The 17,919-nt window shown below is 42.6% G+C and carries 19 protein-coding genes; 6 read left to right on the forward strand and 13 right to left on the reverse strand.

From position 1 onward, the window contains the following. Positions 1 to 5: 5 nt before the first annotated feature. From DBZ36_RS12755 to queF, 10 genes are all read right to left on the reverse strand, one after another. The gene (locus tag DBZ36_RS12755; protein WP_120355324.1) at positions 6 to 1,004 is read right to left on the reverse strand and encodes an MlaD family protein; all 999 of its coding nucleotides are present in this window, start codon (positions 1,002 to 1,004) and stop codon (positions 6 to 8) included. Further along, a complete protein-coding gene (locus DBZ36_RS12760; RefSeq protein ID WP_120355325.1) occupies positions 1,001 to 1,804 on the reverse strand; it encodes an ABC transporter ATP-binding protein in 804 nt (267 codons plus the stop codon). Before DBZ36_RS12760 ends, DBZ36_RS12755 begins: the two co-directional genes overlap by 4 nt. Before the next feature lie 2 nt (positions 1,805 to 1,806). Then, positions 1,807 to 2,928 (reverse strand): MlaE family ABC transporter permease, encoded by a 1,122-nt coding sequence (locus DBZ36_RS12765; protein WP_120355326.1) that lies wholly within the window; start codon positions 2,926 to 2,928, stop codon positions 1,807 to 1,809. Positions 2,929 to 3,001: 73 nt separating this feature from the next. Further along, the gene (locus tag DBZ36_RS12770) at positions 3,002 to 3,448 is read right to left on the reverse strand and encodes a CBS domain-containing protein (RefSeq protein WP_158589096.1); all 447 of its coding nucleotides are present in this window, start codon (positions 3,446 to 3,448) and stop codon (positions 3,002 to 3,004) included. A 270-nt stretch (positions 3,449 to 3,718) separates the two neighbouring features. Beyond that, a complete protein-coding gene (locus DBZ36_RS12775) occupies positions 3,719 to 4,726 on the reverse strand; it encodes an isocitrate dehydrogenase (RefSeq protein ID WP_120355328.1) in 1,008 nt (335 codons plus the stop codon). Between the two features lie 254 nt (positions 4,727 to 4,980). Next, positions 4,981 to 5,766, reverse strand: a complete 786-nt coding sequence (xni, locus tag DBZ36_RS12780; protein WP_120355329.1) for a flap endonuclease Xni — start codon at positions 5,764 to 5,766, stop codon at positions 4,981 to 4,983. 10 nt (positions 5,767 to 5,776) lie between these two features. Beyond that, complete coding sequence (gene ppnN / locus DBZ36_RS12785) at positions 5,777 to 7,147, reverse strand: nucleotide 5'-monophosphate nucleosidase PpnN (protein WP_120355330.1); 1,371 nt, start codon at positions 7,145 to 7,147, stop codon at positions 5,777 to 5,779. Between the two features lie 50 nt (positions 7,148 to 7,197). After that, complete coding sequence (locus tag DBZ36_RS12790) at positions 7,198 to 8,781, reverse strand: sensor domain-containing diguanylate cyclase (protein ID WP_120355331.1); 1,584 nt, start codon at positions 8,779 to 8,781, stop codon at positions 7,198 to 7,200. 117 nt (positions 8,782 to 8,898) lie between these two features. After that, positions 8,899 to 11,076 (reverse strand): tetratricopeptide repeat protein, encoded by a 2,178-nt coding sequence (locus DBZ36_RS12795; protein WP_120355332.1) that lies wholly within the window; start codon positions 11,074 to 11,076, stop codon positions 8,899 to 8,901. A gap of 25 nt (positions 11,077 to 11,101) precedes the next feature. Then, positions 11,102 to 11,974 carry an NADPH-dependent 7-cyano-7-deazaguanine reductase QueF gene (gene queF / locus DBZ36_RS12800; protein WP_120355333.1) on the reverse strand — a complete coding sequence of 291 codons (873 nt, stop codon included), beginning with the start codon at positions 11,972 to 11,974 and terminating at the stop codon, positions 11,102 to 11,104. A 66-nt stretch (positions 11,975 to 12,040) separates the two neighbouring features. Here queF and DBZ36_RS12805 point away from each other — a divergent pair, with 66 nt between their 5' ends. Both DBZ36_RS12805 and DBZ36_RS12810 read left to right on the forward strand, forming a co-directional pair. Next, the gene (locus tag DBZ36_RS12805) at positions 12,041 to 12,574 is read left to right on the forward strand and encodes a SecY-interacting protein Syd (RefSeq protein ID WP_120355334.1); all 534 of its coding nucleotides are present in this window, start codon (positions 12,041 to 12,043) and stop codon (positions 12,572 to 12,574) included. A gap of 66 nt (positions 12,575 to 12,640) precedes the next feature. Beyond that, positions 12,641 to 13,465, forward strand: coding sequence for a regulatory protein RecX (locus tag DBZ36_RS12810; RefSeq protein ID WP_120355335.1), 825 nt, complete (start codon positions 12,641 to 12,643; stop codon positions 13,463 to 13,465). A gap of 68 nt (positions 13,466 to 13,533) precedes the next feature. On the opposite strand, the gene DBZ36_RS12815 is transcribed toward DBZ36_RS12810, so the two are convergent. Beyond that, complete coding sequence (locus DBZ36_RS12815) at positions 13,534 to 13,860, reverse strand: hypothetical protein (protein WP_120355336.1); 327 nt, start codon at positions 13,858 to 13,860, stop codon at positions 13,534 to 13,536. Between the two features lie 235 nt (positions 13,861 to 14,095). On the opposite strand from DBZ36_RS12815, the gene DBZ36_RS12820 reads away from it, so the two are divergent. The 4 genes from DBZ36_RS12820 to DBZ36_RS12835 all read left to right on the forward strand — a co-directional run bounded on the left by DBZ36_RS12820 (position 14,096) and on the right by DBZ36_RS12835 (position 16,486). After that, positions 14,096 to 14,350 (forward strand): BufA1 family periplasmic bufferin-type metallophore, encoded by a 255-nt coding sequence (locus tag DBZ36_RS12820; protein WP_120355337.1) that lies wholly within the window; start codon positions 14,096 to 14,098, stop codon positions 14,348 to 14,350. A gap of 76 nt (positions 14,351 to 14,426) precedes the next feature. After that, positions 14,427 to 15,299, forward strand: a complete 873-nt coding sequence (gene bufB / locus DBZ36_RS12825; protein ID WP_120355338.1) for an MNIO family bufferin maturase — start codon at positions 14,427 to 14,429, stop codon at positions 15,297 to 15,299. Further along, positions 15,296 to 16,039 (forward strand): HvfC/BufC N-terminal domain-containing protein, encoded by a 744-nt coding sequence (locus DBZ36_RS12830; RefSeq protein ID WP_120355339.1) that lies wholly within the window; start codon positions 15,296 to 15,298, stop codon positions 16,037 to 16,039. The genes bufB and DBZ36_RS12830 overlap by 4 nt, the downstream gene beginning before the upstream one ends. Positions 16,040 to 16,042: 3 nt before the next feature. Then, positions 16,043 to 16,486: a DoxX family protein gene (locus DBZ36_RS12835; RefSeq protein ID WP_120355340.1), complete on the forward strand. Its 444-nt coding sequence runs from the start codon at positions 16,043 to 16,045 to the stop codon at positions 16,484 to 16,486. On the opposite strand, the gene DBZ36_RS12840 is transcribed toward DBZ36_RS12835, so the two are convergent. Then, positions 16,483 to 16,785 (reverse strand): DUF3301 domain-containing protein, encoded by a 303-nt coding sequence (locus DBZ36_RS12840; RefSeq protein WP_120355341.1) that lies wholly within the window; start codon positions 16,783 to 16,785, stop codon positions 16,483 to 16,485. The genes DBZ36_RS12835 and DBZ36_RS12840 overlap by 4 nt on opposite strands. Beyond that, positions 16,775 to 17,785 carry a DUF3549 family protein gene (locus DBZ36_RS12845; protein WP_120355342.1) on the reverse strand — a complete coding sequence of 337 codons (1,011 nt, stop codon included), beginning with the start codon at positions 17,783 to 17,785 and terminating at the stop codon, positions 16,775 to 16,777. The genes DBZ36_RS12840 and DBZ36_RS12845 overlap by 11 nt, the downstream gene beginning before the upstream one ends. Positions 17,786 to 17,919 lie beyond the last annotated feature (134 nt).

Raw genomic sequence — 17,919 nt, forward strand, 5'->3', positions numbered from 1 at the left:
CCTTGTTAACGTTGGCGGCCACCGATGATAGCCTCCGGATTTCTTTCGAGCGATTGTGAAAGCTGGCGAACTTGATTTGCCGCACGCTCTACTGACCCCATTGTTTTGATGACACTAACGCTCAAATTCGAGTTAGGTTTTACCTGCTTCTCAAGCTCTTGCATTGCACCGTTTGCGGATTGAAGCAACACGTCTAGCTCTTTTAAGCTTGATTGGCCGCTTTGCGCAAGCATACGATATTGATCTGAAGTTTGAGAAATTGAACTTGTCATTTGATTGCTGTTATCAAGTAGATTGTCAGCTTTTTGTAACATACTATCGGAGCGAGCTTCGATATTAGAAAGAAAACTGCGTAAAGATGCCGCAGAAATGGCTAGATCCCTAAGAGTCAGCCCTATATCTTCATTAGAAGTTAAGGCATTAATACTAGCGCTTAAATCTTTGACATTCTCTAGGATTTCACCAATCGGTAAATCTTTGAATTGATCTGCAAAGTTAGTTAATACCTCTGTAAGTTGTTGTAGATCGCTTGGCACAGTGGGCACGACTAAGTTTCCACTTAAAGATTGATGAGTAACGCCACGGTTACCATTATAGTATTCAAGTTGTATTTGTAGGGTACCGGTGACTAGGCTACCGCTTACAAGCTTTGCAGCCATTCCTAGTTCAATCTGCTGGCGAATAAACTCGCTTAGACCATCTATTTTCGGGAAACCATTATTGTTTTCAGAAAACTTTGCGATGACCAAAATGTTTAATTGCTGATTTTCCGTATTGGGTGAATTGTGGAATTCGATACGTTCAACATCGCCAACTTTCACCCCACGGAAGGTAACGGGGGCACCAACGCTTAAACCTTTCACATCTCCGGGGAAAATCATTTCAAAGGATAGTTCATTTTTAAAAAAGGAACTGGAGCCAAATAAAGAGACACCAAAAACCATAATGACCAAGGCAATCAGGGTAAAGATGCCGATAGCTCTGGCTTGTTTTTGATCGCTCATATTGTTTCCTTTGGTTGCTGATAGTCGCCACGACGCAAAAAGCGCTGTACCCGTGCATCTTTGCTAGTTTTAAGAAGATAATTAGGGTCACCGGTGGTAAGCATTGTTTTAGATTGAGCATCCAAAAAGACCGAGTTACTGCCGATAGCGAAGATACTAGCTAATTCATGGGTCACTATGACGATTGTAGTATTGAGGCTATCACTAAGGGTCAAGATTAGCTCATCGAGATTTCGCGCACTTAATGGATCAAGGCCGGCTGAAGGTTCATCAAAAAACAACACTTCAGGTTCGAGAGCTATTGCTCGCGCTAAGGCGGCTCTTTTAAGCATACCGCCACTTATTTCAGATGAATAGTAGTCTTCAAAACCGGCAAGTCCAACCATCATTAATTTGAGACTTACGAGTTCAGAAATTTCTGCTTTGGACAGTTTAGTATACAACTCCAAAGGCATGGCAATGTTTTCGGCAAGGGTAAGCGAGCTAATTATTGCACCTGCTTGGTAAGAAATCCCAAAGCGTTGCATCATCTTTTGACGAGTTTCAAGCTCTTGTTGCCAAAGACTAACACCATTAAAACGGACGTCGCCTTCGGCTGGTTCGAGAAGACCAAACATGTGCTTTAGTAAGGTACTTTTTCCACATCCACTGCCACCCATAATCACAAAGATGTCTTTGCGTTTTATTTCAAAATTAAGGTTTTCTTGAATTAAACGATCACCATAGCGCAAGGTTAAATTGTCAACTTGGATGTGGGTTTGATCCTCGGAGGAGATCAGTGCGCTTGTCGACTGAATCATCTTTATATTCCCAGCATGGTGCTTACAAAGTTAATAATAGAATCCATACTAATAATGAGTACGATACCTAACACTACCGCGCTGGTTGTGGCCTTACCAACGGCGGTTGCACTGCGACCGGAAATCATACCGCAGTAACACCCAGTTAAGGCAACTACTACGCCAAATACACAGCTTTTCGCAAAGCCGATAATGAAGTTTTCTAAACCGACAGTATCGAGCATGGTGTCCCAAAATTGCTGCCAACTCACATCTATAACCCAGGTACTGACTAAAGCACCGCCAAAAATACCGATCAAATTGGCGTAAATAGTTAGCAGTGGCAAGGTAATCATTAATGCGAGCATGCGCGGTAAAACTAAGTAGTCAAAGGCTGAAATCCCCATTGTTTTAAGGGCGTCTATTTCTTCGTTAACCTGCATGCTGCCAAGTTGCGCTGCGTAACCGGCACCGGTACGTCCAGCCATAATGATGGCTGTCATCATAGCAGCCATTTCGCGCGCCATAGCGAAGCCCACCATGCTCGCCACAAAGATTCCAGCGTTGAATCGCTCAAGCTGAACTGCGCCTACAAAGGCCATGATCATACCTATTAGTAGGCTTATCAGAGTGACGATAGGAAGTGAAGCTGGACCTGCATCATACAAAAAGTAAAGAAAGTCTTTGCGACGATAATTGGCCTTTCCTTGGAAGAAGCGAACAAAACTTAGAACACATTCGCCCCAAAAGCTTAAAAAATGCATGCACTGTTTCAATGACTCAATTACGCTTAGACCCAGGCGCTCGGTAAGACTGGGTCTAGGGGCAAGTGTTTCATTGGTTTGCGAATTAGGTACCGCTTGGGCAAGCTGTTTTAACTGAAGAACGCCACTAGGAAAGTTTTGATAGCTAACCTCATCGACACAGCTTTCCAATTGAATAAGAAAACTAACTAATGAGCTGTCCCAAGGACCAAGCGATTTGGCGTTACACACTATGTGAGTAAGTTTAGGCTTGCTTTCTAGTTCTTGTTTGAATTGAGCGAAGTCGAGCAAGCCTTGTTCAAAATTCCAAGTGCCAGCAACGTTTAGAACCGTTTGTTCTGAGTTTTCTTGCCACTGTAATTGCTTGGTTTCAGTGCCCACTTAAGTTCAACACGTTATAGGTATCAAGCATTTAAGCATAGCTCGCAATCGACACTTATAAAAGGACTTTAACTTAGTCTGGAATTAAGGGCTCTTGGTCACGTTGCATTTCTAACAAGGTTATAGCCACCCCGACAAAATCACTATCAGTTAAAATGCCAACTAATTTGTCTTTTTCTACGACGGGTAAACAACCGATACGGTGGTTTTCTATATGTCTGGCTGCGTCTTCTACGCTGGCATGTGGATTCACGCTATGGACTTTGGTAACCATAATTTGGTCAAGGCTATGGCTGCGCTGGTGCTGACTTCGCTGCTCTTTGGATAATTTAGCTAAACTCGACTCTTGCGCGGAGCGAAGGTCGCGCTCACTGACCAAGCCCAATAGGTGATGTTCTTTGTCTACCACCGGAAGATGTCGAATTCTAAATTCTTGACAAATTTTCAGCGCTTGTTCGAGATTAGTATCCACGGTAGCAATATGTGGTTTTTGGGTCATTATATCGGCGACAGTAATCATAGTCAGACTCCTGATAGATAGGCCAGATCTGCACAGCATCTAGTGCTGACAAAGCTGCTTGTAGAACTGTTGTTATTTAAATGTAGCTCTAAACAGAGGGTTTTGATTGATATACATCAACTTAATTGACTAATCACATTAGCTTATTTTGAGAGTGCGATCCGCTTAGCGAAGTAGGGGAAAAAAACTTGATTTATATGCAATTTCGACTTTTTTTAGGTACAAAAAAGCCAGCTAGAAGCTGGCTTAAACAACGATACAATCAATTAATTATAAACGTTCTAAAATTGATTGAGTAAACTCTTTTGTGCCGGCTGTGCCACCTAAGTCGCGGGTAGTTCGATCGCCACTAGCAATAACTTCTGTTACCGCATTCTTAATTTTCTCAGCTTTGTCGTTCATACCTAAGTATTCTAGCATTTGAATGGACGCTAAAATGACTGAGGTTGGGTTTGCAATATCTTGACCCGTAATATCTGGAGCACTGCCATGAACAGCTTCGAATATAGCCGCTTGCTCACCGATATTTGCTCCAGGAGCCATACCTAGACCGCCAACCAGACCTGCACATAGGTCAGAGACAATGTCTCCAAATAGATTGGTGGTTACAATCACATCGAAACGCTCTGGATACATGACTAAGTTCATGCAAGTTGCATCAACAATCATTTCGTCGCTTTCAATATCAGGATATAAAGCCGCGACTTCACGTGCAACTTCTAAGAAAAGTCCTGATGTGCTTTTCATAATATTAGCTTTATGAACAGCAGTTACTTTTTTGCGGTTTTCGCGACGAGCTAGCTCATAGGCAAAAGTTACGATTTTACGTGCGCCTTCACGAGTAACAATGCTTTTAGCTTCAGCGCTATTACCATCTTCACTCACTATTTGACCTACGCCGGAATACATACCTTCGGTATTCTCTCGTACAGTAATAATGTCAACGTTTTCGTAGCGCGACTTCGTACCAACAAATGAATGAACTGGACGAAGGTTTGCATATAAGCCAAATTTCTTACGCAATGACACGTTAATTGAAGTAAAACCGGTACCAACGGGGGTCGTTAGTGGGCCTTTTAAAGTAATGCCATTTTGTTCAATAAGTTCTAGAGTTTTTTCAGGTAACAAATTGCCATCTTGTTCGAGAGCAATTAAGCCTGCTTGCGCGTAATCGTATTCAAAATCACAACCGACTTTATCGAGGATCTGTACGGCGCTTTCAATAATACTGGGTCCGATTCCATCGCCTGGGATTACGGTAATGCGTCTTCTTGACATAGTTACTTCCTAGTTGCTCTACGTTTTTGGTCTTGATGAAGGGTGAGGCTGTTGCCAATTATCGAATCACTCATTTTTAAAGGGGGTCAAATTGGCAACGCGAATTTTACAATCAATTAACTAAAACTACCAGCATTGTCGTTATCGACCTTGGTCTAAATCAATTTTAGGCGTCCAATTGTCGATAACTACGTCAAAAATATAATACATTGCTGATTACTTGTGCCTTGGAGCAGTATATCGCTTGTATTCGTTTAAGTTGATATTTGTCTATCACAACGCAGTTGGCGCAGCGAAAACCCAAGTTCAATGTCTAGCCGGTAACTGAGTAATTCTTTGGCCAATTGAAAGTCATCAACAGCGTCGCGAATTTTCTTTAGCGTTGTAACCGAGTCGTCGGCATTGTTCAGAGCTGTTTCAATGTTTCCATAGCGTTGCAGTACCTGCAGCGCGGATTTTGGCCCGACCCCAGCCACGCCGGGAATATTTGCGCCAGAATTGCCAATTAGAGCTAGATAATCTAGCAGCTGCGGGGGCTGTAGATTCAACTTGTCAAAGTAACTACGCTGATCTAAATAGCATTGCTTAAAATAATCGTAAAGTTGCACCCGTGGATTGGTCAGTTGATGAAAACCTAAATCAGTTGAAACAATCGTGACATTGACCTGTTGTTCAGCGGCCTTACTGGCAAGCGTAGCAATTAGATCATCGGCTTCGTCAACGGCATTGATATAACAAAACAGACCTTGTTCTTGCCAGTGCTGACGGATGTTAAGCAAAGCACTTTGCAAATTGGGCGACATTGGTTTGCGTTTAGCTTTGTATTCTGGATAACGCCGGTATCGCCAAGAGCTAGGCGTTGGGGCATCAAATATAGCAATACTATGGCTTGGGTTTAGCCGCTGTTGTAACTTGTTGATAGCTTGATCTAAAACCTTGCTTCTGGCCGAGTTCAGTACTGCTTCATCGCTGTTGTGCTTACTTTGAACAGCATCAATGCGCCGTATCAAGTTCAGCGCATCAATAATCACTAAGTGCATGAGTGCTTGCCTAATCGTTTTTAGCTTGGGGCTGATCGACTATTTTGTAGCAGGGCTCATAGTGACTTCCTGGTAGCTTCATTCGATGTTGCTCGACAAAATCTTGGAGTAGTTTGTCTAACAATTTCATTATTGTAGGGTCGCCATTTATCTCGAAAGGCCCATGTGTCTCAATTGCTTGAATACCTTCATCTTTGACATTACCAGCAACAATTGCCGAAAAGGCTTGGCGAAGATTTGATGCAAGTTCTACAGGGCTTTGGTCAAGCTGTAAGTTAAGGCCGCGGACGTTAACATGCGTAGGTTCAAAAGGATGTTGAAAACTGTCTTCAATCTTAAGACTCCAGTTGAAGGAATAAGCATCGCCGATGGCTCGCCGGTAGTGTTTTACTCTCGACATGTTTTGTTTAATCGTATTGGCAACCGTAGACGGGTCATCAATTATGATTTGATAGTGTTGCTGCGCTTGATGGCCAAGGGTGGCACCGATGAATTCATCTAAGCTTTTGAAGTAATCTTCACTTGAAGCTGGACCGGTCAGAATAATAGGTAGTGGTTGTCTGGTGTTCTCTGGATGCATCATAATACCGAGAATGTAGAGCAGCTCTTCTGCGGTACCAGCACCGCCGGGGAAAAGAACAATAGCATGTCCCATGCGCACAAACGCTTCAAGACGCTTTTCAATATCGGGAAGAATGACCAATTCATTGACGATGGGGTTTGGGGGTTCGGCTGCGATAATACTTGGTTCAGTAAACCCAATGTAGCGTCCCCGATTGTACCGCTGTTTGGCATGCCCGACAGTAGCGCCTTTCATTGGGCCTTCCATAGCGCCTGGTCCGCAACCTGTACAGATATTAAGTTCTCGTAGACCGAGTTGACTACCTACTTCACGGGTATATTGAAACTCGATATCGTTAATACTATGACCACCCCAGCACACAACAAGATTGGGATCTAGTTGAGGGTTAATAACCCGCGCATTACGTAATATAGAAAAGACTAAGTTAGTGATTTCACCACTATTACTACTGAGTTTAGCTACCGGAAATTGAGCTGAGACATATAAGATATCGCGCAACACGCTAAACAAGTGCTCTTGCAGTCCGACAATTATTTCGCCATCAACGAAGGCCTGAGAAGGGGCGTTGAGTAGTTCAAGTTTAACTCCTCGCTCCCGACTTAAGATGTTAATGTCAAAGTCTTTAAACAGCTCGAGAATTTCGCGGCTACTGTCCGTATGACTACCAGAGTTAAGAACCGCTAAGCTGCAATTACGGTAAAGCTGGTAGGTTTGTTCCGATAAACTTCGAGTTAGACTATCAACTTCGAGTTGAGAAAGTAGGTTCATACTCCCAACAGGATTAATATGGGTCAGCATTTACATCTCCCTGAAAAGCAAAAAGGCCGTGAGAACGGCCTTTGATAATTTTAGATGATATTGACGCGGTCTCGACCGTTATTCTTTGATTCATACAGTGCTTGGTCTGCACGTTCAAAGGCATCGTTGAGTTGGTCTTGCTCCCGGAAGAGCGTTGCGCCGATTGAGATAGAGATAGAAACCTGTTCGTCTTTGAAACGAAACGGAAGGCTCTTAACTTGGTTGCGCATGTTATCCAAAGGCGAGATCAAATTATCTCCCGAGATGTTTGGCATGATAATGACGAACTCTTCACCACCATAACGAGCCAAAAAGTCGGTATCGCGCATTGAGTTTTGTAAGGAACGTGCAATTACTTTTAGCGCTTTATCGCCCGCAATATGACCAAACTGGTCATTAATATTTTTAAAATGGTCGATATCAATAATTGCGATGCCTAAAGTATAGCCATAGCGTTTCCAACGGCGGTACTCAAGGGCTATACGTTCATCTAAGGCTGAACGATTGTAGACTTGCGTTAGGGTATCGATGAAGAATTTTTGCTTTTGACTATTGAGACGTTTTTTATATTCGTCAGCTTCTTCACGCAATAAACGGATTTGTTGTTCTGACTTGCTTAAATCTTCGAGTAATTGGCTGGTGTGTTGTTCGAGCCGTTCTTTTTCTCGAAATACTTCGGCCATATTCTGTAGCTTGCTACCAATCGCGGCTTTTAGTTGAGCAAGATTGTTGTTGGAACGAAGTTCGCTACCAATATCAAGCAGTTGACTTTTAAGTGTGCCAGTCGTTTGACGACTTTGCTTGTCAATACGTCGACCTGAACTCAAGCCGTCATTCAAACCGTTATGCACGGTATCTAAACTCTCACTCAAACTAAACAAGAACTCCTGAGAAGCTCGGCGTTCTTGTTGACTACCTTTTATGATGAGATCGATAGTTTCAAGACAAAGATGAGGAAGTTCTTTTTCTTCGATACCATTTAACAAATCGCCGCGTATAGAGGCTAAGCGTTCGCCGATTTCTTCATCGAAATCTAGTTCGGTTATAAGGCGTTGTAGGTCATCACAAATACGTTTGTGTAGACGCTTATCTAGCAAGCTTTCTTTGGGCTGCATTGGGGCAGGGGTGTCATGCTGCTTTGGTGGTAACCCAACGATTTGACGATTTAGTAAGGCTTGATGATAGTAGTTAAGCAGTAGCTCTAAGCGCTCCGCACTCTCCGGTTTAAGGTGAGTTGGGTCTTGCTCAACAAATTCTTTAATTTTTTCGCGTAATTTAGGGGGCAGACCGTTGATCGTTTTAAGCAGTGAGGCTGAGTTCTTGACTAAACTTTGTTGCTCATCAAAAAGGCGTTTCGCTGTCGATGAATGCTGTTTTAAGCGCCCATTAAGCTCACTGATATCCCAATCTTTAGCATCGGGATCTTTATCTAGTTGATCTCTAAGATGCTCAATAGATACATCGAGTTCAGTGTCATAACCGCTTGCATAGACACTCAAACGATCCAACAACTGATTGATTGAGGATTTATTCATTCTGGACCTTGCAAACTGATTCGTGGACGAATTCGCAGTGACATATAGCTGTTGACGCACAAGAGCTAGTTGTTTTTTTACATTTACGACGTCTGTCATTGTTTATCGAACGCTATCCTTTCTGCGTATTTCTACAATCAAGCATAGCATGCAAGATCGAATTACTACATCCTCAAACAGCACTCTAGCGCGATTTGTGTCGAATTTGTGAGAAAATCACCACGCTAAGTCTATTAATTCAACAGATGATTTTACTTTTACTAATCCTTTATCAATGGCATTGCTCAAGTCTTGTGCAATTGCGTCACCAAAAAATGCAGCTGGAGTCCAGGGTTGCGCTTTCAAGCTAATCCAATTCGGTTTGTCTGCGTAACGGTAGGGTTTTTTCAAGGCAAACAAAGATAACTGAAGAACTTGTAAAATGGTTTGGTTGTTTAGTGCATCAGGAGACTTTTCAAGGAAAGGAATAGGGCACGCAGCTACTGATAGATAAGCTTTGTAGCCGTATTGGCTGTGTAATTGCTCAAAAATTTCTAGTAGATTTTTGCTTAAACTCTCACCGTCCGTTGTTTGGCCGTCACTTAACACTAATGCGTGGTGTAAACCTAAGTGTCCAAACACCAGGCTACTATTTTTCTGATCACCAGCCTTACCCGCTAAACGTTCAAAGTATAAGGGGGCATTGTGTTGAGAAATTGGATTACCATCGGCTGTACGTAGATCTTCAACCGAAATCAAGGCTACAAAAACGGGTTTGGAACCGGTGACTAAGTAATGACTTCGAAGTTGTTGCAGTGGATCGCGATGAAATAGCAGCTCTTGCCAATGCGTATACGGGTTCACTTCAAGCTGCATGGTAAGTTCAGCTATTCTCTTAGATCTAAACCCGTTTCTATAACTTAAGAACAACACCGCAAACACGCTCAGAAATAGCAGACTAATAGCAGTTACGGCGATTTGACTAAGGTTCTGGAGCTCAAGTTCTAGTTCAGCTTTGAGCCCAGTAACTTCTGATAATTGTTGGCCTTGTTCCATCAGCTGAACATGATGCTTAAAATCATCCGCGAATTCGGCACGGCTTAGTGCTTGATATTGTTGGTCTATCTCGTGGAATACTTTGTATTCATTGAGCGCGTTTTCAAATGAGTCGTTCATTTCATAGGCTAAGGCGAGCAGGCGGTAGACCTCCGCATTGCGGTGGGTGAGACCTATGGTATTCGCTAATTGTTCAGCTTTTTGTAGTTGAAGCACAGCTAAAGCTGGCTCATTTTGTTGAAGCTGTAAGCGAGCGAGCAATAGCATTACTTGCAATTCCAAACTGGGATTTTTCTGCTTTTGGTATTGTTGTCGAGCACTTTGTAAGTGACTAAGGGCAAGCTCGTATTCACCGGTATTGCTATAAGACTCCCCTAGGTACATATTAATCCGCGACAGTAACATTAGACTCTTAGCCTTACGAGCAAAGTCACGCGCATTCATTAGTGGAATAACGGCACTCGCGTATTCGCCCTGAAGGTTGTAGATTTTGCCTAAACTGCTGAGCATATCGGCTTTTAGACGGGGGTTTGGTAGCTTGCTGGTAGCGACAATGGCTTGATTTTGCTTGTTCAGCGCTTTTTGAAAGTCTTGTTTAGACAAATATATTAATGCCATTTCACGATTCGATAGTGCATCAAGGTAGTACGCCGTATTTGAGCCTAACTTTTCCACGATGCTAGCGGCTGCGTTAAAATGAGTAAGCGCGAGTTGGTTTTGATTATCGCTAAGATAGAACTGAGCGAGGCGATACTCTGCCCAAGCATTTAGCAGTTCGTCTTTGCTAGCATAGGCGTATTCTTTGGCTTTGAGCAGTGCTTGCAGCGCCTCTGAACTTCGGCCGTTGCGGTGATAGAAATTTCCGGCGATACGTTCAACTTGATAGTTGTGGCTGGGGGTATTTACTTCGGAAAATTTTTCAATTAACTGACGTGCTTGGTTGAGGTTGTTTTCGTTGTTATGTGCGAGTTCGGGAACTTTTACTTGTACCAAAACCTGAATCAGTAATAGTTCAAAATGGTCTTGAACCCGACTAGGATCGAGCACTTTGAAGGCTGTGTTAATGTGGTTCATGGCACTAACATAGTTTCTATCATTGAAGGCGCAAAGCGCCGCCAATTTGTGCGCAGATAGTAGCAATTGGCTTTCGACTAAGAGTTTCCCATTTGCTTTGGACAATGGCTCTTTAGTCTCTAGTTCACTCAAGCATCGACTTGGCTCCGACAACAACATGCTTTGCTGGGCTTGAAATGAACTGTCAACGTTAATTCGGCCGGTTTCATAGGCCTGTACTGTCGATGATATGCAGCTTGCAATGCCAAAGATAAAGCTTGTATATAAACAAGAGAGTTTAGTCACACACTATTCCTAACAACTAACATCATTACTGGCGAATTAACCGCGGATTAAGATCAAGGCTCTGCCAGTCTTGGTCTTGACTATAACGGGTACTACGCATTGGATTTATATCTAGGCCACCGCGGCGTGTATAGCGGGCACTAACAGTAAGCTCTCTGCAATTGCAGTACAACATAAGGTCGCAAAAAATACGTTCAACACACTGCTCGTGGAATTCATTGTGACGCCTAAAAGAAATCAAATAACGTAATAATTGTTCTTGATCTATTTTGGGGCCAACATAGTCAATACTCACACTTCCCCAATCAGGTTGGTTGGTCACTAAGCAATTACTTTTTAAAAGGTGACTATATAGCTGTTCAGATACCTCGGTATGTGGCGTTTGAGTTGCCGACATTAGTAGCTCAGGCGTGAATTTGTAGTTATCAATATCGATATCAAGATCGTCTATACAGCAACCGGAAAAATTGCTTATAGGCATAGTGCTATCGACAGATTGTAACTGCACAAAAACCTGCCCTTGAGCGCATTGAGCTAGATCGTGCTCTAACATTTGTTTGAGCTTAGTTTCAGAGTCTAGTCGGGTTTGATTAAAGCTATTAAGATAAAGCTTAAATGACTTGGACTCGATGATATTGATCGATCTAGCATCGACACCAACAACGGCGATAGCGACTTGCGGCTTACCTTTACTATTTAACCATGACAGTTCATAAAGATTCCAAATATCAAGGCCTTGAAATGGAAGTTCGGTGCCTAGGTTTAAGCTGTCTCGATTAAGACTGCGTGGCACTGCTTGTAACAGCTCGGGAGCATAGTGTTCGATATAGGCGCTTTTTTTACCCAATTGTAAGGCTTTCACAGCGCTATGCTGTTGATAATTTGGTGTTTGACTCATGGTGTTCAGTGCTTAGTTTGGTTAACCTAAGTGTAACTGAAAGCGAACTTAAGAGTAAGCATTGCAATGCCCGAATCCAACAGCTCAAGCTTTACCCAATTTGTAGGCAAACAACAAGCGATCTGGCGGCAATCCGGATTTCCTAGTATGCAGCTAGTTGATGAACAAAGCGGAGCTTGTATTGAGCAACGACTTAGCGCCGATACTGCCCGGTGGAATTATGTGAAACGTACACCTGCTGATTTTTCAGATATCGAGACTGCATTAGAAACTAAACTACATAGCAGTATAAAAGACTTCTACGGTTTATTTTACGGGGGACATTGGACGGGGTACTTTCGCAGCTTGTCGGTGCAATTAGTAGGGGTGTGGGATAACGACGATTTTGACATTTTTGCTAAAAATATGATTTCGCATATCTTGATGCAGCGGAGGCTAAAGCAAAAAGATAGCGTTTTTGTTGCAAGTACTAACGACGACATGGTGGTGGTGAGTATCGATAATGAGAGCGGAGAGCTTATTCTTGAACGATTGGGTCAGGGCCGACTGAAACTTTTAGCGCCAAATTTGGACCAGTTTTTACAGCAACTTAAGGCTTAAGCTTTCTCTCCTTAGTTTTAAGTAAGCTATGGTTTACTTCACGAATACAACAATGAGCAGTAGCCCTTGAGTTTTGATGAACAAGTTCAAATAAAGAAGCCTTTTCAAGCCTTGGCGATCGAGAACGTCATGAATTCGGCTATGTATCATCTTGGTCGACGCGATATGACGATCACAGAGCTTCGAGTGAAGCTTAATAATAAAACCGACAACCAAGACTGGATAGAGCAAACCATACAACGTTGCCTAGAACTTGCGTACTTAAAATCTGACGCTGATTTTTCCCTAAACTTTGCTGTGATGTGCTTTGGTAATGAGTTTGGTTCGGGGTATATTCGCCGAAAGTTGTCTCTAAAAGGCATACATAGTGATGTTATTACTGATGCCATCGAACAAGCACTACTGCAACAATCTATCGATGAAAGCCAATTACTACTCAGTCGATTATTGTCCATTTCAAGCCTTGAGCATATCTCAAAAGAAAAACTAATTAGTACACTAGTTAATAAAGGATTTAAGGCACAATCAGTGAACCGAGCCTTAGTTGAACATCCTGATATTGCTAGTTTGAGAACTAAGCTTGAAATAAAGGCTGTTAAAGCCAATTTAGGAAACGAAATCCAAAAGCTAGCCCGCAAAGGCAAAGGAAGTCGGTTAATTCAACAACAGCTTAAACAAAAGAAAATTTGCTTGGATGAGTATGACGAAACTCTAGCCACTTTAGAGTTAACCGGGGAGGTCGATTTTTTTCAATCAGCGAGCGACGTTTTATCCAAAAAGAAGTTTGTCTTAAGTGAATTTTCGGGTAAGAACAAAGCATACGCTTATCTCTCGAGCAGAGGCTACACGACGGAACAAATCAAGTTTGCAATTGAGGAAAATCAAGATTAATAGTTTGTTTATGGTGAACACCGATAGCCTAGTATTCACTAGCTGAACTCAGAGTTCACTTCCCTTATTTACGTTTTATCGCTTAACTCTTTAAGCATTTGTTCGAGGATCTCAACCCGTTGTTGCAGCGCCAAATGGTCTCGTTGTAATTGCGCTAATAGCAATGTGCTGTCGTCTTGCTCCGGTTTTGAAATCGGGACCGGCTTTAACTCATATTCCGCACTTTTGGCTAATTCATGAAAATAATCAGGCGAACGTTTGTAATTTTGTAAGCAAGCAATAATGTCTCGCATCGGCACCGAAACAGCGAGCTGGGCTTTAATTTGCGCCATGCTGGGTTCTTTGCCTTGCCGAATAACAGTAACAAGTGCTTGTTCTAAGACGTCGATAGACATTTCTCACTCAATTTATGGATTTACTTGTTGTTCAATCATCTCAAAGTAAGGGGCAATTCGTCTACTTAGTTTTTCTCATATCTTCATGTAATTCATACAAAAAACTCTTAGTGTCGAGCATTTCTTGGCAATTTAAAAAAAATATAATGAAATTTTTTGTCTGGCTTCTCGGTTTAATTGTTTACAACGGGATTACAGCGTTGTAACAAAAAAATCAAATTCAAAAGGAATCGACATGAAAAAATCTAATATTGCTCTAGCGACTGCTGTTTCAACTCTACTTATGGCCGGCACAATGATTAGCACCCCAGCAGTAGCTGCAGATAAAGAAAAATGTTACGGGGTTGTAAAGGCAGGTCAAAATGATTGCGCAACAGCGAGCAGTTCATGTGCTGGAACCGCTAAAAAAGATGCTCAATCAGACGCTTTTGTAGTGGTACCAAAGGGTCTATGTGAAAAACTAGCCGGTGGTAGTACAAGCGCAAGCTAAGTTTTTTCCTTTTCTGTAGTCCCAGGGGCGAGTTGTTGGCCCCGAGGGATCCTTTCGTTAAGAATAGGTAGTCCACATGACTGTTGGTATAGGTTTACGAGCACCCCACATGCTGGCTGCTGTTGACAAGAAATTTCATGCACCCTGGTTTGAAGTTCATACTGAAAACTTTCTATCCCTTCATGGTATTGCGCGTCATCAACTGCGACAAATTGCTAGCCATACTCCAATCAGCCTGCACGGCGTAGGTTTGTCACTTGGCTCTAACTCTGATTTGAACCGTAGTCATCTTCAAGATATACGCATGTTAATTGACGAAATTGATCCTTGCCGAATATCTGAACACTTAAGCTGGGGAGAGTTTGAGGGACAGTACTTTAACGACTTGTTGCCAGTTGCACTTAATCAAGATGCGTTGAATGCTATGGTCAGCCATGTACATCAAGCTCAAGAAACGCTCGGTCAACGTATACTGATTGAAAATCCTAGTCAGTATTTAAGCTTTTTGGAACAAGACTTCAATGAAGTTGCGTTTCTGTCAGCTCTGTGTGGGCAAACTGATTGCGGATTATTACTTGATATCAACAACATTTACGTATCAGCGCATAATCTTGGAGGCAACGCTACAGAGTATTTAAATGCGGTCAACTGGGACCAGGTTGAAGAAATTCATTTGGCCGGACATACGCGTAAACAAATAGAGCTTGAGGGTCAGTCGCTGGAAATTCTAATCGACAGCCACGACAGCGAAGTTTGTGACGAGGTTTGGGAATTGTTCCGAACGGCTAATATTGCGATCGCTGCCAATAAGCCTAGCTCTATAGACTGTTTAATTGAATGGGATAGCAACATTCCTGACTATAAAGTTCTTCAAGGACAAGCGCTTAAGGCACAAGCAATACTCGATGAATTCAACAAGCTCCCCCTCGAAGAAGGCCATGTACGATGAAGTGGTTAAAGCAGCAGCGGCAGTTTGTACGCAGTTTATTAGAAAATGATACTGAGCAGCGTCAGGCTGTAGCTACTAGCTGGGCAACATTGCCTTACGGAATAGAAATTTATCGTAATAATGTATTTGCCTCTTTGAGTAGCGCTCTGAAAGATAACTTCCCGAATACAATAGCTTTAGTTGGGGATGAGTTTTTTACTCATTTAGCTAAAAATTATGTGGAGCACTATGGCTGTAACACGCCCTGCGTTGTTGACTACGGGGAGCTCTTCCCTCAGTTTTTAAGTGAGCAGGCACAACTTGCATCGCTTCCATATGTCTCTCAAATTGCTTATTTAGAGCAAAAGATGCGTCGTTGTGCTCAATGTCCAATCGATCAACAAATGCTAGGTCTCAAAGACCTAAATCGCTTAAGCGAGCAACAATTAACAAGCATTAAATTTAGACTGGCTAGTCATGCGCAATTACTTAATTCTCATGCTCCAGTTTTAAGTTTGTATCGCTTTATCCAAGACCAACAACAAATGCCACCGGATCTATTAAAGCCAGAGTTAGTGTTACTGGTTAAACAAGTTGATTTTGGTGTGACCTTAACGCCGGTAAGTACGGGTGTTTTTGACTTTCTAAATCGTTTGAGCAGCGGGCTTTCATTAGCTGAGGTGGTGGAATTTGACTCTCAGAACGGCAGCACCTTATTGCTTGAGGCGATAGGCTTAGATTGCATTGCATACAAGGATTAATTCATGAATAAAATGATAGCAGTATACGACCATATAGTTGAAACGGGTCAGCAGCATGTCGCAGGTTTAGTTCTTCTGCTAACTCGCTTATGGGTGGCATCAGTATTTTTGCGTGCAGGTTGGCTTAAATTTCAGTCGTGGGATTCGACCTTATATTTATTTGAATTGGAGTACCAAGTTCCTGTTATTCCGTGGCTTTGGGCTGCCTACTTAGGCACCGCTACTGAGTTGGTTGTTCCGATATTTATAGCTCTGGGTTTGTTGACTCGTCCGGCGGCATTAGTTCTGTTCTTGTTTAATATTGTGGCAGTGGTCTCTTATCCGACTTTGTGGCCTGGTGGTTTCTATGACCATCAGCTTTGGGGTTATATGTTGCTTGCTATTGTGGTTTGGGGGGCTGGGCCTTGGTCGCTTGACCGGTTTTTGCTCAAGCGACGTGCTCACTAGTCATGGACTCGGTACGGTGGAAGCTGGAATTGGAAGTTACTTCGACTAAGAATTAGTAGTCCTTGGTAGCGTGTGTCACCAGTAGATGAAAAATCAAACTGGTAACGCCGTTGCCAACTTAAACGTCCTTGAGTTCGACGAAATCCTATTGAGCGTAAACTCACTTCAAGTAGTTGTAAATCCAACTCATCGCAGCGCTTGTTGATGAGTTTTCCTGCCCACTCAGCATCCTTACGTTGACGACTAAATGCCGCAAAACCAATAAACATTGCCAATAGTGCCCAAACTTCAACTGTCATGTTGGATATTCTCCGGGCTTAAAAGCTGCGAAATTGCTTGGGATAGATTTGGGTCGCTTGGTGGTACTCTCAAATGAACCAAAACAAAGCTTCTTAAACTAGGTATTGCGGCTAAATCTACAAAAAGCTCTCTAAAGAGACGTGCGTTTTCCAACTTAGCTACCGCAATCAGAAAGTCATTTAGTAAGGCCGGTTGTTCTAAGTCTTGCCATAACCGACCGGCGATATCGATAGCGCTTTGTTCATCAATATGCGTTGAAATTTGTTTTTCGAGTTGCTTATGTCGGATTTTACTGTGTTGGCAACTCGCCGTTGCGCGAAGCCAAAGTGATGCATCTTCAACTTGAGAGTTTAAACAAAGTTGATGCTGCTTTAATAGTACCTGAGCTAGTTTTGCGTCTATGGTTTGATGCTCTAGAAGCGCAAGTAGTGGGCGCAGTAATCCAGGATTGAGGGATGCGATGCGTTGTGCCAATACGTCACTGTTGTCTTCTCTATCAAGTTGCGTGACATAATCGGCAATACCTTGCATCGCAAGGCTTTGCCAAGTATCGGGACTGGATTGATCCTTAAAATAAGCTTGAGTTGGTTCGAGATAAGTAGAATAGTTTAAATTTAGATCGCGCTTTAAGCGTGAATTTAAGTAAGCTAGTTTTTCTGGAACGGGCTTAAATACATATGGATTCTCTGGCATTTCGTTACTTGGTGCATTTAACGCCGCACTTGCTAATGCCAAAAATTTATCACGGGCTTGGCTTACTAAAAACGACTGCTCGTCTAGCGGAAATTGCAACATCCATATAAACGGTTGTTCGCGGTTATCTTTGGTCCAGAATGCTACAGCAAAACGAGCATGTGATTGAACCGCTGCGGGATAAGCGCATTTTGTGTGTTCGAAATCGTCAAAGACCCGCGAATCAATTGGTGAGACTAATCGCCCCATCTCATAGATACGAAATTGGCATCCGGCCTGATTTAAAAGACTTCCAATGGTGTTCATAGCGCTTAATACAGCCTTGTTTTTATAGTCATAGATATAGTTGGGGGTTGTGCATCCATTTTACAATCCTAAGCTTAGCTAAACTTAATTCCAGCTGCGTGAATTGATACTTTTCGCCTTTACGTAGCCGTTGA

The organism is Alginatibacterium sediminis, from assembly GCF_003610775.1.
GTDB classification, from domain to species: Bacteria; Pseudomonadota; Gammaproteobacteria; order Enterobacterales; family Celerinatantimonadaceae; genus Alginatibacterium; species Alginatibacterium sediminis.